We start from the raw sequence: 21,709 nt of genomic DNA on the forward strand, positions 1-21,709 counted from the left end.
CGGTTTAAGGTTTTGTCAGGACATCTAGCGTCGCCGCATCGGCGCCGGCGATCGAAGCGCGTGCAACCGAGCTTTGCCATTCGATCGTCTGCGTCAGTCCTTGTTCAAGCCCCACCTGAGCGGTGACGCCCAGAATCCGCTGCGATCTCGACACATCCGGCACCCGCCGACGCACATCCTCATACTTGCCGGCCGTGAAACTTTCGTAAGGGACGAACTTGATTTTTAATTGGCCGGGTACGTTCGAGAGGCGCTTGATGGTCCTGGCGAGCTCGAGAATAGTCACTTCATGGGTGCTGCCGATATTCAAAATCTCGCCGTTGGCCCCCGGTTCGATGATCGCGGCGTAAATGCCTGCGACGGTATCGGTCACAAAGGTAAAACTGCGCGTTTGAAGCCCGTCGCCGTGAATCGGGATCTCCTGATCGTTCAGGATAGCGTCGATGAAGACCGCTTGCGGCCCACCCCACCAACTCAGATGTTGCCGTGGACCGTATGCACCGAAAAACCGGAGGACAGTAACCGGGATCCCATAGGTATCCTGATAGGCAAACGCCATGTGTTCATCAAAAAGCTTGGAAACGGCATAACTCCACCGCGCCACCTTGGAGGAGCCGATGACTGAGTCGTCATCCTCGGAGAACGGGAGTTTCGGATTCCGTCCATAGACATCGGAGGTAGAGGCCAGGACACACTTGCAGCGAGCCCGTCTGGCGAACTCGAGGACATTCTCGCACCCTTTTGCGTTGATCCTGAGTGTTTCGAGCGCATTGCCATATCTCGGAATCTTAAACGCGGCGAGATGAACAATACAGTCGACATCCTCTCCGATTTCGCCGAATGTGGACGCCTCGGTGACATCCCGTCGGAGAAAACGGAATGAGGCATTGTCCAACTGCCCCAGCATGTTGTCCATCGTCCCCATGGAGAGATTGTCGATCCCGATGACTTGATGACCGCCCGCCATGAGCCTATCGAGGAGGTGCGATCCCAAAAACCCCGCCACCCCCGTGACAATTACGCGCAAGCATGATGCACTCATTGGCACCTCCCCTTGTCTTGTCGTGATCCGACGAGATCCCCCCCCGGCTCACTCTGTTTCATGCCGCGTTCCAGTTCCATGTGTTCGTTTGCGCCGGGGCCCTGGTCGGCCCTCGCAGCTCGCTCGCTCATGTGTTGGTACATGGAGGTACCCAGATGAAACATCTCTTCAAAATATTGCTTGCTCTGCAGCGATAGTACACCGAGGCTGATAAGCTGGATGGCCAGCATGGAGGAGAGTCCTCCGACGATAAATGTGTGAGGGAAGGCCTGATAGGCTTGTCCGACAGCGATCGAGGCCTTGGTAAAACCCCAACCGTACTGTGTCAGGGCCTGATAGTGATCATAGAAATGAATCAACATCCACGCATTCGTGTAGACGGCCAAGGTCAACAGCAAGAGGCCCGGCAGCATGAAGAACACAAAGGGGCTGAAGATGAAGCCTGTAAAGACCGTCGAGAGGATGTGCGGCAGGACCTTCATGCTCGAGCTTCGCCCGCCGTCCACCGTCCGTTGAAGCTTCCAGTCCAAATGGGCGGGAATCTCCTCGATCGGCGCGCGAAGCAGCAGGCTCTTGTAAATGATCTCCGGGCTGACCTCCATGCCGATGGAGCGCAGACTAAGGGCACGGATGAATCGGCCGTCGTACACCCGTACCATTCCGGTCAAGGTGGACAGGCTACAGCGGGCGACGCTCGAGAGAAACCGGTTCGCCCAGGCGCTCATGACTCGCCGCAGCCAGGGGACATAGGTCACTCTTCCGCCTTTGGCATAGGGGGATGCTCCGACGACCTTCGCCTGCGTGAGCCGGATTTGATCCAAGAGCAGACCGATATGGTGCGGCGCGTAGCTCAGGTCGGAGTCCAACACAACGACGTAATGTCCGCGACTGTTGTTGAAACCCGACCTGAGTGCCTGGCCCAGCCCGCGATTCTGTGGATGGTGGACGACTCGCACGCCGCTCCGCGACGAGGCAAACGTTTCGGCCAATTCGCCCGTTCTATCTGCGCTTCCATCGTTCACGACGATCACTTCCCACCGGTAGCGGTCATGAAGCGAATCCATATACCGGCAGACCGCCGTTAATGTGGCCCCCAACATGGCGGCCTCATTGAACGCGGGCATGACCACGGACACCAACGGACGGTCTTCAACCAGTCGTTCCTCGAGGAACGTTTCATTCGAGGCCATGTGCGGCGGCCCTTCGGACGGCCCCGTCGTGCTCCCCATGGTCATGACTGTCCTCCTCTCTGCTGTTGCCGGCTGTGAATCCGCCCGGCATCGCATACCTCGTCTGTGCCCGAGTGGCGTTCGTTGACCCAGAGTGGCCTAAGGTACGATGCGATCGTGAAGAGGGACCGGCCGGCGGTTTATGCGGTCTGAAGGAGTTCGCGCTCGGCGAGTTCACACACGGTATGCCAGGCAAGCAGGTGCAACTCTTGAATCCTGGGCGTCGTATCAGCCGGCGCCCGGAAACAGATGTCGGCATGCTCCTGCATCCCAATGCCGCCGGCACCGGTAAATCCGATCGTCATGGCCCCCCGTGCGCGGCCTGCTTGCAATCCCCGGATAACGTTCGGGGAGCGGCCGCTGGTACTGATGCCCACAACCAGATCACCTGGTTTGGTCAGCGCGCGTACCTGGCGGGCGAATACCTCCGCGAATTCCCAGTCATTGCCGACGGCGGTAAGGATAGACGTATCCGTCGTGAGTGCGATCACCGGCCACGGGTCGCTTTCCCGTAAGAATCGGCCGACCAGTTCACCGGCTATGTGTTGGGCATCCGCTGCGCTTCCTCCGTTGCCGAAGATTAGGATCTTGTTGCCGGTGCGAATGGTCCCCACGCAGGCTTGCATGACCTGCACGAGAGTCGGCAGGGACAGCTCCAACAGGCGTTGGTGTGCCTCCAGGCTCTGTTTCACGATGCAATACATGTCCTTTTCCAACACCCCGGAATTCTGTTCAAAAGCATGGTATTGGCTTATGAAAGCGCACGCCTCCGCTACCGCGCCATTTCCCCCGGCTCTCGCCAGGATTCGGTGCGCCGCCGCTTTCGCCAAGCGGGTCGCATTCTGAGGCGCTAAACCAAGCCCGACCCGTCGCAGCGCCGGAGCATCGCGGTCGCCGTCCCCCACGTAGCAAAACTCGTCGAGGGTTACCTCAAGTTCCCTGGCTAAGGCCTCAAGCGCAATCAGTTTGTCTTTCGCTCCCCTCTTGACCGTGTCGCAATTGAATCGTCGGCTGATCCGATCAACGGAGGACGTGTCTTCGGCCGTGACCAAGGCGACCGACAATCCCGAATGTCGGGCCTGTGTAACCGCGTCGAGGTCTTGAAAACTGAACCGTTTGTCCTCGTCGCCGAGATCGGATAATGCCGCCGTCCCGTCGGTGAGGACACCGTCGATATCCAGAGCCAGCACTCGAATTCTCTTCACCATATGGTCCGTCCTCCATCCATAATGATGTTCGCTCCCGTCATGTATGAGGAAGCATCCGACACAAGGAACACGACGGCTGCCTTGTACTCGTCCGCTGTCGCCATTCGTCCCATCGGAATCAGATTCGTCAATCGGGTGACAAATGCCTCGTCCTGTCCCGTGAACACCCCACCAGGTGACAGGGCGTTCACCCGGACTCCTCGCTCAGCCCAATATGTGGCAAGGTATCGGGTCAGGCCGATCAATCCATGTTTTACGACGGAGTAACTCACCGGTTTGACGGGCTGTTGATCGTCCGGGACACCCGGCCGGCGATAGATGCGTTGGTCCGGCGCGATCACGCCGAGATCCGAAGCGATATTTAGAATCACGCCCTGCCCCCGGCGAGCCATTTCACAGCCTATGTGCTGGCTACACAATAGGGCGCCGGTCAGGCCGACGGCGATGTCGAGCTGCCAATCGGCCAAGGAGAAATTCTCAAGCCGAGAGCCGACCCCAGAAGCAGCTTGGAGGTCTTCCTGCTTGGGATTGCGGGCCGCATTGTTGACAAGAATATCGATGCCACCGAAGTTCTTGACAACTTGCTCAGCCAATGCCGCTACCGCGTCACTTTGCGTGATATCGACCGAGAGCCCCAGCGCCTTGACGCCATAGCGGTCCGCGACATGCTGCGCCACGGCACAAGCCTGATCGCCGTCGATGTCAACCAGGACGGGCAGTCCTCCGGCTTCGGCGATAGCCTCTGCGTGGCGCGCGCCAAGAAACCCCGCCCCGCCGGTGATCACGGCCACACGTCCGCAGATATCGAACCGCGCACGCACGCCTGACGGCTGGGACTCGTTCGGGGGCGACATTGCTTCTTGCTGGAGATCCGAGCGGTTCATGGCGCTATACAGGTCGCTTGGGTTTGGCGTGCGGAGAGCGATCGCATTGGGCTCGCCCCCCTGCTGTCGCTGCTCGTCAGGACCGAAAGTAATCGGCACAACTCCGTCGATGCAATAGGCACGACTTGCTGTGACGGTCTTCTCTGCATACGAATCATGTCATTCGGCGTCGATACTGGCTGCACGGCAAGGATATCATCGATCATCCAGGCCATCAGGTCTTTGGCATCTTGAGGTCGCCCTGCCTGAAGGTAGCCTTCAACGACGGGAAGCCATTCCGTTGAATCGCCAGGCGCCAATCCCCGCTGGCGGGCTTCGTCGCCCAAGCGGGATACTTCCAGCCAGTCTTCCTGTTGCCTGGCAAGGTCAGCCTTTTGGAAGTAATAACACCAGGAATGGTCCGGTTCCGGACCGAAGATTGCTCGTGGAAGAGTGGCTGTAGTCGAGGGATTTGGGAGAATCCGGTCTATATGCGAGATGCTTCTCGCCGCCCTTGCCAATGGAGGTAACTGGGGCAATTCGTCTCTTGAGACATCGAGGAGACGCAAACAACTCGGCGGTGAAAACCAGAAGACCAAGCTCTTGGAGGTAGAACTGCCGAATGACAGGGTCCGGAATGAGTAGTGCCACGGTATTCCACTTTCCAGAGTACGCAGCTCATCCCCTAAGATTGTCGAGAGCGCGAAGAAGCCATAATCGAGATCGGTGGCTGAGTGATGCGGTGCATAGATGAAGTTGACCGGTCCGATGAAGCTGTGGCCTGCTGGAAAGGATACGACCGACTCGTCTACCAGGACCGCAGTGCCGGGCTTGAGGCCCGGCGCCCTCCAACTGAGTTGCCAAAATAGCGATTGCTGATTGGTCCAGTCCTGATGGAACTGCACGGTATTGCGGACATGCAGACCGATGGACAGCCCTACGAGAATGCTGACGATTGCAACCTGCTGAAGCGGTCTTCTCGTGATCGTACGCGTTACCCCGACCAAGAGCACGGCGCTGCCCAGCATGAGCTGCAGGCTATAGCGATCGGACAAGCTAGCCAGCTTGAGATCACGGTTGCCCAACCAGAACGGCAACCCTCCGGCCAGCATCGCGAACAACCCGAAGGCGATCGCTTGCCTGCTCCAGCTTTCTGAATAATCTTGAACTTCGGAAGTCGCTGCCTGGTCTGCGCAGCCCAACCGCCTTAGATAGGGGTAGACGATGGCGGCTCCAGCCGTAGCTACAACAAGGGTCAATGCGATCCAGCGAACGCTGGCGAATGTGAACACGTCGATCGACGCCGTGTGAGCCCACGCGATCACGCCGGCCTCGACCAGATCAGTCATCACCACGTAGAGCCGATGCAACAGAAAGTCCATCGGATCGGCGGTGATGACATTCAGCACCCGCCACTGGTCGTTGACTCCGCTGGGATGGAACAAGAAGACACGCCAGCACAGATATCCCACGAGGACTGTGAGATAGGGAGTCCACGCTCGTATGGTTCGAGTGAGCCGATGGAGGCCGCCGGACGACATCCCGTTGAACACGATCCACAACAAGACAGGACGTAAAAGCTCGAGGCCGACGAAATATTCAGAGATCAGCAGCGTGACGGCCGAGCTTAGAAGCCCGGACAAGGTCAACGGCCAGAACAGGCGCTCGCTGCGTTGCGCCCACACCATGGCTCCGAGTGAGAACATGAAGAGCGCAAAAATCACGAATACATGGCTGAGGGTCCAGGCAATCGGTTGGAGCGTAAAGCCGGGATACACGGCGAACAGACAGGCAACCATGGCCGCCTCCTGTCGGTTTTCCGGCCAAAGTCCCTGCAAAGTCCACCATGCAGCGACGGCAATTAGCCAGCGCGCGATCAAGGCGAAGGCATGCCACGCAGGTGGAGATTCACCGATCAGGGGATACGTGACCGAGTAGAGCCACCCCAGGAAAGGGCGGTCGGTGGACATGTAGTCCCGAATTCCCTCGCCCCCGAGCGAATGCAACACCCACATGGCGGGCCAATCATCCCAGTAGAATCCCAACCACGGAATTAGCGAGCCGTAGCTCAAGGCGCAGAGAAGGAATAACACGGGTGGAGTGATCCACATCTGGCAGCCAGTTCCACGTCGACTGAACGAATGCAGCAGTCTCACAATCCTACCCGGCGCAGCTTATTCATCACGGGAATCTCGCTGGGATAGAGACATTTTTTTCCGTCTCCCATGGCGCGTTCGATCGCCCGGACGTCCTTGACCAGCCGCCAGATCCCTTGCGGCTCAATGGACGCCGCTTGATCGCTTCCCCACATGGCCCGATCCAGCGTGATGTGCCGCTCGATCATGCAGGCGCCCATCGCGGCCGCCGCCACCGATGTGGCCAGTCCGACCTCATGACCCGAATAGCCGATCGGGACATCGTACCGCTCGCGGAGGGTTTGGATGCCGCGCAGGTTCAGTTCCTCCACGGAGGACGGATACGTGCTCGTGCAATGCAGCAGGATCAGGTCCGTGGTTCCCAGCACATCAACCGCGTGATCAACTTGTTGCAAGGTGCTCATGCCGGTGGACAGGATGATGGGCCTGCCATAGCGGCGGTGGTGCCGTAGCAACGCATCGTCGGTCAGCGATGCGCTGGCAATCTTGTAGCAGGGCGGATTGAAGTGCTCCATGAAATCGACCGACGCCTCATCCCAGCAGGAGGTGTACCAGAGAATGCCCTTCGCCGCACAATACCGGTTAATCTCCGCATATTGATCGTTCCCGAATTCCAACCCGCGTTTGAGGTCGCCGTTGGTCGGGCCGAAAGGATTCTCTCTGGGCTTGGCGAGTTCCTCAGGAGTGTAGACCACTTCCACGGTTCTCTTCTGGAACTTGACGGCGTCGCAGCCGCCCAAGGCGGCCGTATCGATCAATTTCTTTGCGATCTCGACGTTCCCGTTGTGATTGATCCCGATCTCCGCGACGATGAAACAGGGATACCCCTCCCCTATCGTGTACTTGCCGATGTGAACTGCATGACTCATCGTAGCCCTCCTTTGTACGAGGCAACTGTGGTGGTACCGGATGCGGCTCCGAGGGACACTGCTTCCCAAGGAGGCCGGGACTGTCCTTTAGTGTCGAGGTCAGGACTCAGACGGGATGGCGAGAGAGGCGCGTATGGTCCGGGAGCGTCTTTTGCTCAAGGCGTTTCAGGGCGTCTTCGACCAGAGCGATGTCTTCCGGGTAATCGACTTCGTACAATTGCTCGTCGATGAAGTACGGCAGCGCGCAGGTTCCCCACATGCTTGATTTTTCCAGAATGGCCCGTGGCCTCACGACATCCACATAACCATTCTGCCAATAGACAAGAGGCAGCCTTTGGCGCGGCGCCGACTGGCAATCCGGGATGCCTTGAATTTCCATCAGCGGCTTCAAATAATTGTCGGGGGTGACGAGCCACATTTTATAGGGCGTCTGGCGGGCCATGCTGATAGAGCGCACGGCATCAGCTTCCGGGTGGGATAATAAAAGTTCAATGGCTTCATCGATATGCTTTACCCGTCGGACCGGCCCGGGAGGCCGGAGATGCACGATAACTTCCGGTCGATATCCTTCGTGGTCATGCATCCACCCCAACGCATGGCGAAACACGTCGATATCCGGGGAGGCGTCCTGAGCACACCAGTCGGGCCGTATGAAGGGGACCTCAGCCCCCCACTCACGGGCAATCGCGGCGATCTCATGATCGTCGGTCGAAACGACGACTCTGTTGATCAAACTGGAAGACCGAGCCTGTTCGATAGAATAGGCGATCAGCGGTTTTCCGTTTATCGGAAGGATGTTCTTGCGGGGGACGCCTTTCGACCCTCCGCGGGCCGGAATCAACGCAAGGATCCGCGTCGACATGTCTCCGTTTGCATCAGTCATCGCACTGCACCACTGTTCCTTTGTGGAGCGACTCATCGGCGGCCAAAGAGATCCGCAAGCTCCGGACTGCCTCGTGCAAGTCTACGAGAGGAGGAGTATCCCCGTGCACGGCAGCCAGGAAATGTCGCAACTCCTCTACAAACATGTCGTTTCGATCAAATCCGCAGAACTCCATCACCTCACGTGTGCGGGCGTGAAGATCGAAGAATTCGATCGTATTCGCATAGAAGTCGTACCGGACTTTGCCGGCATCGCCGACCACTTCGCACATGCGCTGCGCCGGACGCTGCAGATAATCCAGGTGGATGTGAACCGGAAACCGCTTTCCGTGGTCTTCGCATGACAAGAGTATGCTGACCGAATCCTCCACATCGATTTCCAACTCGCTCAGGTGTCCCCCAACGGCATAGACGGATCGCGGCATTCCGAACAGCCACAGCGCATAATCGAGCTCATGCGTTTGGATCCGCAAGGACCCTCCTCCCAGCTCCCTCCGCGCCGCATGACTGAGACGATAATCTTCATAGGGATGCCAATCGGGAAGATATTCGCCATTCACGACGTGGGCGGCGACGATCCTGCCGAGCCGGCGTTCTTCCAGCAAAGATTTGATCCGACGCAGACCCCGATTGAATCGAAACTGGTACGCCACGAAAGTGACGAGCCGCTGCCGGTCCGTGATCTCGATCAGTTCCTTGACGCCGTCCAGGGAATCCGATAACGGCTTTTCAATGAATAAATGGCATCCGGCTTTCGCCGCTTCCAAGGCGACGGAAAGATGGAGACTGTTCGGATTTGTGATGAATACCGCGTCAGGTTTCGCGGCGAGCGCATCGTCCAATCGGCTGAAGGATCGAATATTGTAGGCCGCTTCCACGGTTGCATGGCGTCTCACCGTCATATCGGGGTTCAGCAGCGGGCTCTTGTTCACCGTGCGATACGCCGTGATCTCCACGGTTTCGCCCAGCAGGTGGCGCAAATTACGCACATGACGCTGTCCGATCGAACCAAGTCCGGCAAAGAGACATTTCATGTCGGCGACGCCGCGATGATTAGGAGGCCTGCAAGGATTCCACTTTTACGGCACCCTCTGACGCGATTCATGAAGACCGTGATAGAGGTCGAGATAGTTGGACGCTTGCACTCGCCGGCTATACAATCGCACCGCTCGTTCCCGGCAGTGTGAGCGCATCGTCGTGAGGCGATACGGTTGTTTGAGGAGCATTCCGATCTGCCCGGCGAGATGATCGGTTGCGCCCAGTTCGCTCAAGACTCCGGTCTGACCAGGCTCCACCATATCCGGCACACCTCCGATGTTGAAGCCTGCCACCGGCGTCCCACAGGCCAGGCTTTCCAAGACCACACTTGGAGAGTTATCGATCATTGACGTCATAAGGAATATGTCACATGCATTGTAGACTTTCGCCAAAGTCAGAGGGTCTCCAAGTTGTCCGATCACATAGACTGGTACGATACGTCGCAGCGCCATGAGCAGGTCACTTTGCAACTGCCCACCCACGAGGACCAACCCCACCTCTTCCACGCTTGTCATCTTCAGCCGCCGCAATAGTGGCTCGTAATAGTGCAACCCTTTTCTTGGAACAGCTAAATTACTGGCGACAGCCAGCAAGAGTTTTCCGGTGGCGGGCAATTGAAATTCGTTGCGACAGGATGGCGCAGGCATCGGGCAAAATGTTTCCGTGTCGACCGCGTACGGAATCAGCCGAAGTGTTTGCGATTTGGTGATGGGGGCTGAGGCGATGAAGTCGTACATCCATCGATTGGGCGCCACGATTGCGAGTCGCGTCGATGCCACGATGCTCTTTTTGCGTCCATAGACAAACCGCGTGCCGTCCAGCCACCAACCTTCCGACTTTACCTTGGGACAGCCACCACAGCCGATCCTCCACCGCTCGCAGCCATTCCACATTTCGGGGTATCCGCAGGCCCCGGTGCCGAGATGCTTGTCGTGCATGGTCCAGACAAGCACATGGTTGCGGTTTAGGCGCTTGAGCGCATGAAGGTTGAACCAACCGTTGTCCATTCCATGCAGGTGAACGATGTTGAAGTTTGCAAATGATCGGAGCAGAGAAGTGACATGCATCATGCCGGACAGCCCGATGCGTTTATCGATCCATCTCGTGAGGCGGTCGGCATACTCCATGATTGGATTTGAGGCTGAAAGGGGATAAATATGATCGAGACTCTCATCGCGGGGTGAGTGAGGCGACACAAACATTCGGCTCTCCACCCCCATATCAAGGAGTCCTGCATGAAGTTGTCTTGCCGCATTTGCAACACCGCCGTAAGCCGGGCTGAGATGAACCACGGTCAACGGAGGCCAATCACCTCTGCCGGCCTGAAGAGGCACGGTTGGGACATCGGATGTTTTCGGATAATCCGCCATTAACGCATTAAGCGGTGGGCAGGTGGGGCTCTGCGGCGTTTCAATCATGTCTTCCGTCTTGCCATTCTTCACAACAAGCCCCCGCGCCGCATCACGATATTCATGGACCACTATGCAGCTTTTTTCAGGAGGAATATGGTTTCCTCCTTGGCCGCGACAGAGGAGAACCCCAGGCGTTGGAAGAGCCATAACTTGGCAGCGGCGAGCGAGGCATTCTCGGTGTTGTAGACTCGTCGTCGAATTGGGTCGGGAAGCACTGAGGCGAGTCCTTTCATGGCGTGGCGTACCGCCACCCGCTTATGCAACTTCAGGCGACTGACAAGTTGCAGCTGGGCGGCGGCAAACGCGGCCTCCCACTCATACAATCTGTATTCATGTTCGCCGTTGTCTCGCCTGCTCAAGATAATGTCGGAAGGATAACAATTCGCGGTCAAGAATTCTGGTGAGTAGATGCGGGATAACATCTTATCCACTTCTTCGTCCGTTACGGAATTCGGATGGCAGCGATCGAAGCATAACAGCCAGCCGCCCGGCTTCAGAACACGGGCGCATTCACTGACGGTTGTGGACAGATTATCTGAGTGATGCAACGAATCGATTTCAATGACAAAGTCTATGGAATTGTCCGGCAATCGTAGATCATCGAAGGAACCCCAAACCGGTGTAATCTTTGTTTGTCCCCATCCCAGCACGTGAGCGGCTACTCGGGGGATGATTGACAGGGCCATTTTTTCGACCACTTCAAGCGCATAGATCTGCTTAATCGACTGTCCCCTTGCCACTAGGGATGAAAGAATCCCACAGCCCGCCCCGATTTCAATCCCGACCCCTTCCAGGGGCTTTGTCAGCAGACGTCGGGACGCCACTGCAATCATTCTCTCAACGTCCTCGATGGGCATGCCCGAGTATGACTGCACGATCTCCTGTACGCTCTTTGTGGTAAGCGCATCGGCAAACAAGTTGCGATAACGAACCGCAGCCGAAGCCGTAATCGACTCGGGTATCGGCCACCGCACTGGAGCGTGTATTCGGCTCCCTTCTCGTAGGTCAGTGAGGTCTGAGGATATTCGGTCGGAGCTGTAGGTTTCCGGCTCATAAAGACCGTGTGTAATCATGGTTGCAGCTCCTTGTAAAGCTGTGTGACGCTCGCAGCGTGTCCATAAATTGTTGATTAAGCGCGACGCTGATCCACTGCCACACGTAAAAGGAGTTGTCGCTCTTACCCGCAAGATAGCCATCCCATTGTTGCCACAGGCGTTCGGCATCAAACCATCCGCTGTGTGTAATCGCAGGATGATCGAGACACGCCTCCACCCATTCGCGTAACGGCCCTCTAAGCCACTCGCGCTGAGGCGTTTGTACGGGCCGCTTGGGAGCTTCTTGAAACTCTTTCGGAACCAGCGAGGCCACCATTCGCCGCAACAAATACTTGTGCTGGTTGTGGCGAATGAGCCGATGGGCGGGCTGTCGAAAAGCCAGTTCGACCAATCGGTAATCGAGGAATGGTTCCCGCAGTTCGCATGATACTTGAGATGAGGCCCGATCGTTAAAGCGAAGAGCGCGCGGAAGTTTCGTATAACGAAGATCCCGATAACGCAGGTTCGAAAGCCGATCATGGAAGGGAGCCGGGTAGTCGGGTTTCCCATGCGATGAATTAAAGTCCTCGGATAAGCAGACGCCGCCGTTGGTGACCCCATTTCGGCATCCCTGAAGAGGAAGCGACTCAGCCAGGATGCTGGCTGAACTGTCAGCATAGTAACTGTAGCCGGCCCATTGCTCGTCAAGCCCTTGCCCGTCCAGCAATACCACCGTGCCGGATTTCCTGGCGAGCTTAAAGAGTTCCGTCATGGCCAACGTCGGCAGGCCTCCGAAGGGCTCCTCCTGGTACAGGATCGCTTGCTCTGCTAGCGTGCGAACTTCATCCACTGAAATACGGGCGATATGCAGCGGGTACTCCGTGCCTTGAAGGAGGCGGCTCACCCAAGGCGTTTCATCATAGAGCGGATCACCGCATGCGAAATGATAGCTTTGGATTGGCTGTTCGCGGCCGAACACCTCGCCCAGAAGACCGATCAACGCCGATGAATCCAGGCCTCCGCTGAGGCATACTCCGACCGGAACATCCGACCGAAAGCGAATCCTTATCGCATCTTTCAGGAGTTCGTGATATTCCTCGCACACCGAGTCGTCGGAGCGCAGATCAGGCCCCCAAGCCTGTACGCGTGCCGCCAAATCGTACCAGCCATGTATGGAGTGGGACCCGTCCCGCCATACGAGACAATGGCCGGGCGGCAGCTTCCGGATGCCCTTAAAAAACGAGTTTGAGCCATGATCGTACACGCCATAGCGCAAGTAGGTGCTCCAGGTATCCGGTTCCGGCTCGATCGGTACCCCTGCTGCAGCGAGGGCTTTGACTTCAGAGGCAAAATGCAGCGCACCGCGCACCATCGCATAGTACAGGGGCTTGACCCCGAAGCGATCTCGGATAAGATACAGTTCGTTGGCGGCGCGATCCCAGATTGCGAAGGCGAACATCCCGTTCAGCCGGCGGACGCTGTCCATCCCCCAGCGCGCGAATGCCTCGAGCACCACCTCGGTGTCTGTACAAGTCTCGAACGCCATGCCGAGTTCGGCTTTGAGTTCAAGATAATTGTAGACTTCTCCATTATAGGTAATCGCGTAGCGCCCGTCCTGGCTGACCATTGGTTGGCCGCCGCGGGATGACAAATCCAAAACCGCTAAACGCCGATTTCCCAATACCACGCTGTTGCCGATCCATACGCCTTCGCCATCCGGGCCTCTGTGCGCCAGGGTGCGCGCCATTGCTCGTCCAATCGACCCAGCGACCGGGCCTTCCGAAACCGCATACCCGCTAATTCCGCACATTACTGAACTGTCCTCCTCCCTTGGTCAGCAGGCTTTCAGCCATAAGAAGGTCGGCCAATTTCAAATCAAGCTCCGTGTCGATACTGATTGATCTTTCCAGCGGCATGACATAGGGCCTGATGGTTCTTCCCCAGATTGAGCCTTGCTCCATCAGCACGTCCCGGCGGGTCAAATAAATGGCCCCATTGCGCATGTACGCAGGCGGGTCGTAGTCCTGCCGGCGAGTTCCTTCTTGTTCTTCCACGCAAAAGGGCAGCAGTCGGCCGTTCTCTATCCGTTTCATGAGAATCGGGTGGGTCGCAAATACCTGCACGACGCTGATCACCGAATCGCAGCCCCCTTCCCTCCCCAGGTCCAGACAGGCGCGAAGATCTGCAGCGGTTCGAAACGGTTCGGTCGGCTGCAGCAGGCAGATCCAATCAAAGCGCACGCGGTCCCGTTGCTCGATAAAGTTCACGGCGTGTTGTGCGACCGGTATCGCCGGTGTATTGTCCCGCGCCAGTTCGAAAGGTCGGATGAAGGGAACGTCTGCGCCATATTCTCGCGCGACAGAAGCAATTTCCTCATCATCGGTGCTCACGATGACGGAATGAAAGAGGTCTTGTGCTGACTGCGCGCACTCGATTGTGTAACTGATCAGCGGCCGGCCGCAAACGGAACGGATGTTCTTTCGCGGGACGCCTTTCGAGCCGCCGCGAGCCGGAATGAGCGCCAGGACTTTCAGCCGTGCTTCCATCAGTAAGTAATGCGCTTATCGACCTTCAGCGGTACCCGCGCAAGGATCCCGGCAATCCGTTCGCCCGCCTTGCCGTCTCCATAGAGCGGGCTGGAGGGATATCGACCGTTGGCTAAATGCCGGCGCACCGCCGCCGCAATCGCCTCTGAATCATATCCCACATCAGTGACGTTCTTTGCGCGGTCCCTTCCGCCTTGGCGGGTACCGATGTTCACGACCGGTACGCCCAGGTAAGAAGCTTCTCGGATCCCGACGCTGGAATTCCCGATCAGGCAGCGGGCGCCTATGAGCAGCCGGAGAAAATCCTCGGGTGCCATATTCTTGAAGAAGTAAATCGACGGGTTTGTCCGCGTTTCGCGAAACCGACGCAATGCCTTGGAAATGTGGTCCGACCCTGCGTCGACATTCGGCCAGAACCAGAATGTCGGCTCATTGAGGGACTCCATCGCATCGATAGTCGCCTGGATCTGCACGCCCGCGTCGCTATATTCCGTCGTGACAGGATGCTGCATGACGACGAGGTACCCGTCACGGACATCGAAACGCCTACCCACTCCCGCGTAGGACTGGAACGGATCAAACCCGTTCTTCATGCTGTCCAGGACGCGAGCCGCAATGTCGACGGATGGACATCCGGATATAAACACGGTATCCGGATCTTCTCCCATACGAATCACGCGATCTGCCGCCTGTACGTTCGCGACGAAGTGGAGGCTGGACAGTTTCGTGACTGCGTGGCGCACCTTTTCATCGATGGATCCCGTAACTTCGCCTCCCTGGACATGGGCAAGGGGGATGTTGAGATAGGAGGCGGCAATAGCGGTCGCGATCGTCTCAAACCGATCGGCTACGCTCACCACCACGTCGGGATGGATATTGTCGAAGATGGTGGCCAACTCCACCACGCCGAGCCCCGTGGACTTTGCCGTTGTGATTAAGTTTTCGCCTTCGAGCACCATATACACCACGGCATCCGGCTGAAAGCCGTCCGCTCGGATGACGTTCACCACTTCTCCGTACCGGTCCAACAGTGCGGATGCGCCTACGATAAGTTGGAGCTTCAGTTCAGGATGCGCCTGAATGGCCTGAAGAACGGTCTTGATCCGGGAATAACTCGGCCTGGCTGTAATGACGACACACACCTTGCGCATGTTTGCCCTCACGATATGGTGGCGCCGCGGCCCACAGCGAGAAAGTTCGCCAGCTTGTTCGCCATGAATACCTCTGTCTTCCGCATGGCCTCGGCGGTCGCGCCGCCGATGTGAGGAGTAATGAGCAGATTATGATGAACGCATGAATAGGCGATCAAACGACTCCTTCGACGGTCTTCGTCTTTTCGTTCCCCTGGGACGACATCCAGAGCGGCGCCGGCCAAGTGTCCGGAAATGAGCGCCTCCAGGAGCGCATCCTCGTCTATAACCTCTCCCCGCGACGTGTTGAGAAGAACGGATCCCTTTCGAAGCAGGGCCAGCTCAAGGCCACCTATAAGACCGATTGCCCCAGGGTGGAGGTTCACATGCACAGAAAGGACATCGGTATCCATCAGCAGCGCATGCAAGGAGTATTTCCTCTGCACCATGGGCGGCCAATACGTGACATATGGATCATACGCTGCAACAGTCATTCGAAACGCCATTCCATAATCGGCTACTTGACCACCCACCCGGCCGAGACCGACAATGCCCAATCGTTTTCCAGCCAGGTCTTGACCTCGTAACGCATCCCTGTTCCATACGCCGTTGCGAACGGAGGCATGCGCCTCAGGAATGTGCCGCATGAGAGCCAAGAGAAGGCCCCATGTCAGTTCTGCGGTGGCCGTGATACCTCGGAGAAAATCCGTCTCCCCCTGCAAACTCAGCACGGCGATGCCCCTTGTCGCCGCAGTCTCAAGATCGATATGGTCGAGCCCGGTGGTCGCCGACACGATGACCTTGAGTTTTGAACCGGCTTCAAGGACTTCGCGGTCGATCTGATGCCCCAAGCGGACGAGCAGAATATCGCAGTCCGGCAAGACGCTGAGCAATTCCGCCCTGGAAAGCGGCCCGTCGATGATCTGACCAAGCTCTTGGAGCCGTTTGCGGCCTTCGATGCTGTATCCCTCGGGCTCAACATTAAGAATACGAACCATCACTCCAGATCCCCTTCCGAGAGCAGCGTATCGGCCGCGACGGGTCTGCGCAGTACCCGCCCGACGATCGTGCCGACATGCTCGGCTGGAATACCCGTCCCGGGTTTTTTAAGCGCCAAATGCTCTTTCGCGAGCAACGTCCCGGCCGGGAGATCAACCGAGGCGACGATGCTTTTCATGAACAGACGCCGTAGTGGAACCATTTGTTCATAGACAGCATCTTTGTCTACTGGATGGTCCATCATTGTTTCGATCGCACGGATTCCCTGCACTAGCTGCCTCAGCTCCCCGCTCGTCAGACTGGCAGAAACGTCCGGCCCCGGCATCTCCCGGCTGAGGGTCACGTGAACTTCCAGCGCGTCAGCGCCGATTGAGGCAGCGGCCAGACCCGGGTAAACCGTGCCAGAGTGGTCTGAGAGACCTGCGGCGCACCCGTACCGCTCCCGGAACAGTGGAATGAGATTGAGGCCCGTTTTTTCCGGCGGACAGGGATATGCAGATGTGCACTGAAGCACCGTAATCGGCGCTCGATATGTCTGCAAAAGCTTGACCGCTCCATCAATTTCGGCCATCGGACTCATGCCGGTCGATACGAGGATGGGCGTGCCCGTCTCGGCCATAAATTCCAACAAGGGACGGTTCCCGATCTCGCCTGAAGCCACCTTCCAAAAATCCATGCCGACGCGGCGAAGCAAATGCGCCGCCTCGAGCGAGAAAGGGGAACTCCCAAATTGGAGGCCGCAGGCACGAGCATGTTCGCGCAGCGCCTTCCATTGTTCTTCGGTGAATTCCATCCGCTTCCAGTAGTCGTAGCGCGATTCGTCTTGACGACTGAATTTGACACGCCATTGTTCGCCCGGAGTGCTTTCGGCCAATGCAATATGTGTCTGAAATTTGACGGCATCGGCTCCGGCTTTCGCTATGGCGTCGATAAAGGCGAAGGCTAGTCCCAGGCTGCCGTCGTGAGCCTGGCCTACCTCCGCAATGACCATACATCGCCGTGACATCGTTACCCCCCGATTTCAGAGCAAGTGTTTAGAGGTTGAGAGCGGGCAGGAAGAATTACCAAACAGGATCACCAGTGATGACTGCATCGATTCAATCCGGTTGGCATATGGATCGCTCTTCTTCTCCCGGGCGAAGAGGCAAAAGCGTCACGACTTCTTGAAGGAAGCCCCCTCGCACCCCTGCATTGAACATCCTTTGCCAACGGAAGCCGTCACCTCCTGAGTTAACCTTCAGACAGCGTGCGTCGTACCTGAAGCACCTCCCCACGTAGGATCGGTACAGCACGGTCGAATGCGAAAATTGAGGCCATGCGCCGCCGCAGGGGAGCCCGCCTTTCTCAATCCATTTCCCCGGCGACAGTTCCAGTCTCGATATCCCGCTGACAAATTCATAATCCCCTGCTCGGCAATAGTTGAGCAGTTTCTCAATATGGTCGGGCGTAAACACGTCGTCGTCATCGAGATAAGCCACCCACGAACCACGCGCCAAATCATGAGCCAGGTTGTTCGCTTCCATTCCCACAACCTTCCACCGCTTCTGCTTATTACGCGGGTAGTGAGGGCGCCGGGGAAGATTGATGAATCGCACTCGAGGGTCGTGAACCTGAGACAGAAGCCTCGCCGTGTCGTCCGTGCAGTGGTCCCCCACAATGATCCATTCGAAGTTCTTATAGGTCTGCGCCAGAACCGCAGGGACTGTTCGTTCCATAAGCAGCTGAGCACGGTTATAGGTGGGTGTGGTAATGCTGACCAAGGGTTCCTTTTCATCCGCGTAACCTGCTCCCGCTCCGTTCCTGGCGCGAGCCAGTCGCGCCTTGTCTTCAATCGCGAGCTTTCTGTATATGTGCGCTGTCCGAACATCACGGAATATGCGATACGTTCTAATCGGTGTCCAGACGATGGGTCGGATGTAACTCTGATAAAACGATGCCTGTCTTACTGTTTCCACGCTTATCGGAACAGCCATGACCACCCCTTGGATATTCATAAGCGCACGTCGTGGTTAAGCGGAACCTATCCTCAAACCATGGTTGACGACGGCTCAGCTCGGTCAGCGAGAGACCCCTTCCAGTTCTTTGATCGAACTCCCGACCGGAGAGTCCGGGGATTTGCTGTCAAGATGTAGCGTTTGCTTCTGTAACAGGTCCCGAATCTCCCGGCCATGAGAGACGGCGAGACGCACCAGTTGGCTGATGGTCTGAATCGCTTCCCCATGGACGGCAGCGCCGGTCGGCATGACGATTACACGTTTGGCCATTTTTTCCGTCTCCTGCAGCCATAGCGAAGTCAATGGGAAATAGGACCGGTAGGGCTCCATATTGTGGCAGCCCGGATAGAAGTAGCGGCGTGCCAAGACGTTCTCGGCTCGGAGAATGTCCACCAGTTGATCTCTACTGAGACCCGTGACGGCTTCGTCCACCTCCAGGACGATGTAGTGATAATTGTTCTTTTCCTTTTCGTCGTACATGAGAAGCCTCAGGCCTCGGATTCCTGCGAGTTCTTTCACATAATTGTAATAGTTTCGGCGGTTGACATCGATAAACGTGGCGAGGTCATCAAGGGATGTAATTCCCATAGCCGCCGAGACTTCATTCATCTTGCCGTTGGTACCGATATAGATTACCTTGTCGGTCCCGCCGAACCCGAAGTTCGTCATCAAGCGTATCTTGGCGGCCAATTCATCGTTATTGGTGACGATCGCTCCCCCTTCGAACGTGTTGAGGCATTTCGTCGCATGGAAGCTGAACACTTCGGCGTCTCCGAAATTGCCTACCATCCGCCCGTTGTGGGAACACCCAAACGCATGAGCGGCGTCGAAGAGCAGTTTGAGATTCCAACGATCGGCGATCTCGGTCAGCGGTTCCACTTCGCAAGGGCGGCCCCACAGATGCACGCCGATGATCCCTGTCGTTCTGGGTGTAATCAATCGCTCGACCTTTGCGGGATCGAGATGAAATTCTCCCGGCGCGATATCGCAAAAAATCGGCCTAACCTCCTGCCACTGGAGGGCATGGACGGTTGCGATGAACGTCATTGAAGGTACGATGACTTCACCGGTGAGCCCGAGTGCACGGATGGCGATCTCCAGCGCTACCGTGCCATTGCACATGGCGATGCAATGTTTCACTCCCAACATCTCTTCGATGCGTCGCTCGAGCTCTTGGCTGTAGGGACCCATATTGGTCAACCAACGCCGGTCGAGGATGTCATTGATTCGAGCGAGCAAAGCCGCCCGGTTCCCAATATTGGGATATCCGACATGGAGCGGGGCGGAAAACGCCGGCGTTCCGCCGAAAATCGCCAGAGCTCCCAATCCGTTTTTCATCGAGCTCCCTCCTACCTGGTTGTTGTGACAACTTATTAAGGCCCAAGGTCAGGGCTTCAGACATTCGCGATTGATGGAGTCTTCCGCGATGAAGCTATTCAGCGGCGCGAGACGACCGGAAGAATGATGTGGGACGGCTTTGTCTTATCATGATAGACAGTCTGCTTCGCGGATTTTATCTCCTTGCCTATTCCTTGTTCACTCCCTGTATTGGGATTACGGTCATACAAGGGGAAGTTGCTGCTGGTGAGATGGACCTGGATTTTATGCCCTTTCTTAAACACATTACTGGTCGGAAGCAGTTCAAGTCGGTATTCGTAGGCCGTCCCCGGCACCAACAATCTCGGGGGTTCCCAGATCGACTCGCGGAACCTCGCACGTATGATGCCCTGGGTTAGATTGTATGCAGGTCCCTTAGGATCTACATCGATCAGCGTGGCGGTAAAATCCGTATCTTCGGCGGAAGAGGCCGCATAAAGTACGATAACGATTGGGCCGGTCACTTCGACGTCTTCGGCAAGTTCGCCGCTTGTAAACACCAGCACATCGTGCCTGGACTCATTAGGCCGTTGATCCACGGATCCGGCTCGAATTATGTGAGACAGGCTGTTGTCCGTGAACGAATGATTGCCTCCCAAGGTCGGCACCGGATCGAATGGGTCGTATATATAGGATGTCGGCTGCTCATCTCCGGGGAACTCGGGATTCAGCTTGCCCCGCCGGGAACCATCCTCACTATGAAAAAAATACTTGGTGAACTGAGTCCCTGCCAACGGCCATTCATACTCATGCCTCCATCCATTGGCTCCCATGACAAAAATCGCGATTGGAGGCTCACTCGCCATTCCATTGTCGAAACCTTTGACGACATAGTTGAGCCATCGGATGGCCAGAGTTATCTCATCTTTGATTCCCGCTTTTCCGAAGTCCCGATCTCCCGCCGTCCGATTGAGATGATCCGAAGCATCTACGACGATACGCAACTCCAGCGCTGGATTCAGTTCCTTAAGTTTCTGAAAATACGTCAACGCCGCGCCCGGATAGTTGTCGTACCATCCGGCCATGAAATAGACTGGAATCCGAACCTTGTCGTATTTCTCTCGAATGCTGATTTTGCGCCAGAAGTCGTCGTACCTCGGATGGGAAAGATAGTCGCGCCATAGCACGTTCCGGCTGGTCCCGGCTACAACGTCCAACGACATCAAAGGAAGATGGCGATACCAATTCATCCATCCAAACTGTTCGATCTTTTCCCTTCCGCCTGCATCGTAAATGCGCCGCGCCGTATGGGCCAGTTGGAGTGCACCGTGGTCCCAATATGAGCGCTCCCACAGATCCGGATTGATGTTCTGTGGAATGATCGCCTTCAAATTCGGATGCTCCAGCGGTGCGACGAGCCATTGGGTCGCTGCCCAATACGACTTGCCATACATGGCAATCTTGCCGTCGGACCATGGTTGTTGGCTGATCCACGTGAGAGTATTGTAACCGTCCTCAGCATCGTCAAAGAATCGATGGCGAACGCCCTGGGTTCCCTCCGATGGTCCATGTCCGCGCGTGGATTGACCGACATACGCATACCCCGACCGAACGAAAGGCTCTGCGAACGCCGCCGCGCTCGAGTTGTACCCTCGCGTCAGCACGGCGGGATAGCGGCCTGGCCCATGCGGCCGCCAGACCATTGTGTGCAATCTGACCCCGTCATGCATGAGTACCATGGCCTCTTCAACCACGTAGTCTCCTGCCCCTTGAAGCCTGAGGGCGTATACGGCCGCAGTCGTAATACCGATTGCTAGGCCGGCAGCAAGAAACCCCTTCGCTACAGCGGTTGCCATTCGACTGCCTCAAGTTCCACGATGGAGCCAGCTGTGCGGGGATGGCGCCAAGCGATTCATCAATGACCCATGCCCGAGACAAATGGGCACCTTGGTGCCACGGTCGCCGGCGAGTTGCAAGACTTTCCGGTGCA

The 21,709-nt window shown here is 56.9% G+C and carries 18 protein-coding genes; all 18 read right to left on the reverse strand.

The window, feature by feature from the left end:
• Positions 1-4: 4 nt before the first annotated feature.
• Complete coding sequence (locus ACWGXE_RS10960; protein ID WP_447603666.1) at positions 5-1,042, reverse strand: NAD-dependent epimerase/dehydratase family protein; 1,038 nt, start codon at positions 1,040-1,042, stop codon at positions 5-7.
• Positions 1,039-2,277: a glycosyltransferase family 2 protein gene (locus tag ACWGXE_RS10965; RefSeq protein ID WP_447603667.1), complete on the reverse strand. Its 1,239-nt coding sequence runs from the start codon at positions 2,275-2,277 to the stop codon at positions 1,039-1,041. The genes ACWGXE_RS10960 and ACWGXE_RS10965 overlap by 4 nt, the downstream gene beginning before the upstream one ends.
• Before the next feature lie 134 nt (positions 2,278-2,411).
• Positions 2,412-3,479: an SIS domain-containing protein gene (locus ACWGXE_RS10970; RefSeq protein ID WP_447603668.1), complete on the reverse strand. Its 1,068-nt coding sequence runs from the start codon at positions 3,477-3,479 to the stop codon at positions 2,412-2,414.
• Positions 3,473-4,333: an SDR family oxidoreductase gene (locus tag ACWGXE_RS10975; RefSeq protein ID WP_447603707.1), complete on the reverse strand. Its 861-nt coding sequence runs from the start codon at positions 4,331-4,333 to the stop codon at positions 3,473-3,475. The genes ACWGXE_RS10970 and ACWGXE_RS10975 overlap by 7 nt, the downstream gene beginning before the upstream one ends.
• Positions 4,334-4,359: 26 nt before the next feature.
• A complete protein-coding gene (locus ACWGXE_RS10980) occupies positions 4,360-6,453 on the reverse strand; it encodes a hypothetical protein (protein WP_447603670.1) in 2,094 nt (697 codons plus the stop codon).
• Between the two features lie 41 nt (positions 6,454-6,494).
• Positions 6,495-7,367 carry an N-acetylneuraminate synthase family protein gene (locus tag ACWGXE_RS10985; protein WP_447603671.1) on the reverse strand — a complete coding sequence of 291 codons (873 nt, stop codon included), beginning with the start codon at positions 7,365-7,367 and terminating at the stop codon, positions 6,495-6,497.
• Positions 7,368-7,473: 106 nt separating this feature from the next.
• Positions 7,474-8,229, reverse strand: coding sequence for an acylneuraminate cytidylyltransferase family protein (locus ACWGXE_RS10990; RefSeq protein ID WP_447603672.1), 756 nt, complete (start codon positions 8,227-8,229; stop codon positions 7,474-7,476).
• Between the two features lie 13 nt (positions 8,230-8,242).
• Positions 8,243-9,283, reverse strand: coding sequence for a Gfo/Idh/MocA family protein (locus ACWGXE_RS10995; RefSeq protein WP_447603673.1), 1,041 nt, complete (start codon positions 9,281-9,283; stop codon positions 8,243-8,245).
• Positions 9,284-9,328: 45 nt separating this feature from the next.
• A complete protein-coding gene (locus tag ACWGXE_RS11000) occupies positions 9,329-10,705 on the reverse strand; it encodes a glycosyltransferase (protein ID WP_447603675.1) in 1,377 nt (458 codons plus the stop codon).
• Positions 10,706-10,767: 62 nt separating this feature from the next.
• On the reverse strand, positions 10,768-11,532 hold the full coding sequence (locus ACWGXE_RS11005) for a class I SAM-dependent methyltransferase (protein WP_447603677.1): 765 nt from the start codon (positions 11,530-11,532) through the stop codon (positions 10,768-10,770).
• A 217-nt stretch (positions 11,533-11,749) separates the two neighbouring features.
• Positions 11,750-13,480, reverse strand: a complete 1,731-nt coding sequence (asnB, locus tag ACWGXE_RS11010; protein ID WP_447603679.1) for an asparagine synthase (glutamine-hydrolyzing) — start codon at positions 13,478-13,480, stop codon at positions 11,750-11,752.
• 49 nt (positions 13,481-13,529) lie between these two features.
• The gene (locus tag ACWGXE_RS11015) at positions 13,530-14,279 is read right to left on the reverse strand and encodes an acylneuraminate cytidylyltransferase family protein (RefSeq protein ID WP_447603680.1); all 750 of its coding nucleotides are present in this window, start codon (positions 14,277-14,279) and stop codon (positions 13,530-13,532) included.
• Positions 14,279-15,430 (reverse strand): UDP-N-acetylglucosamine 2-epimerase, encoded by a 1,152-nt coding sequence (gene neuC, locus ACWGXE_RS11020; RefSeq protein WP_447603682.1) that lies wholly within the window; start codon positions 15,428-15,430, stop codon positions 14,279-14,281. Before neuC ends, ACWGXE_RS11015 begins: the two co-directional genes overlap by 1 nt.
• A gap of 8 nt (positions 15,431-15,438) precedes the next feature.
• On the reverse strand, positions 15,439-16,407 hold the full coding sequence (locus ACWGXE_RS11025; RefSeq protein ID WP_447603684.1) for an NAD(P)-dependent oxidoreductase: 969 nt from the start codon (positions 16,405-16,407) through the stop codon (positions 15,439-15,441).
• Positions 16,407-17,414, reverse strand: a complete 1,008-nt coding sequence (locus tag ACWGXE_RS11030) for an N-acetylneuraminate synthase family protein (protein WP_447603686.1) — start codon at positions 17,412-17,414, stop codon at positions 16,407-16,409. Before ACWGXE_RS11030 ends, ACWGXE_RS11025 begins: the two co-directional genes overlap by 1 nt.
• Positions 17,415-17,505: 91 nt before the next feature.
• Entirely contained in the window at positions 17,506-18,402 is an 897-nt protein-coding gene (locus ACWGXE_RS11035; protein ID WP_447603688.1) for a glycosyltransferase family 2 protein, read from the reverse strand.
• Between the two features lie 63 nt (positions 18,403-18,465).
• The gene (locus tag ACWGXE_RS11040) at positions 18,466-19,740 is read right to left on the reverse strand and encodes a DegT/DnrJ/EryC1/StrS family aminotransferase (RefSeq protein ID WP_447603690.1); all 1,275 of its coding nucleotides are present in this window, start codon (positions 19,738-19,740) and stop codon (positions 18,466-18,468) included.
• 98 nt (positions 19,741-19,838) lie between these two features.
• Complete coding sequence (locus ACWGXE_RS11045; RefSeq protein ID WP_447603692.1) at positions 19,839-21,575, reverse strand: CocE/NonD family hydrolase; 1,737 nt, start codon at positions 21,573-21,575, stop codon at positions 19,839-19,841.
• Between the last annotated feature and the right edge of the window lie 134 nt (positions 21,576-21,709).

This window comes from Nitrospira sp. Nam80, assembly GCF_965152575.1.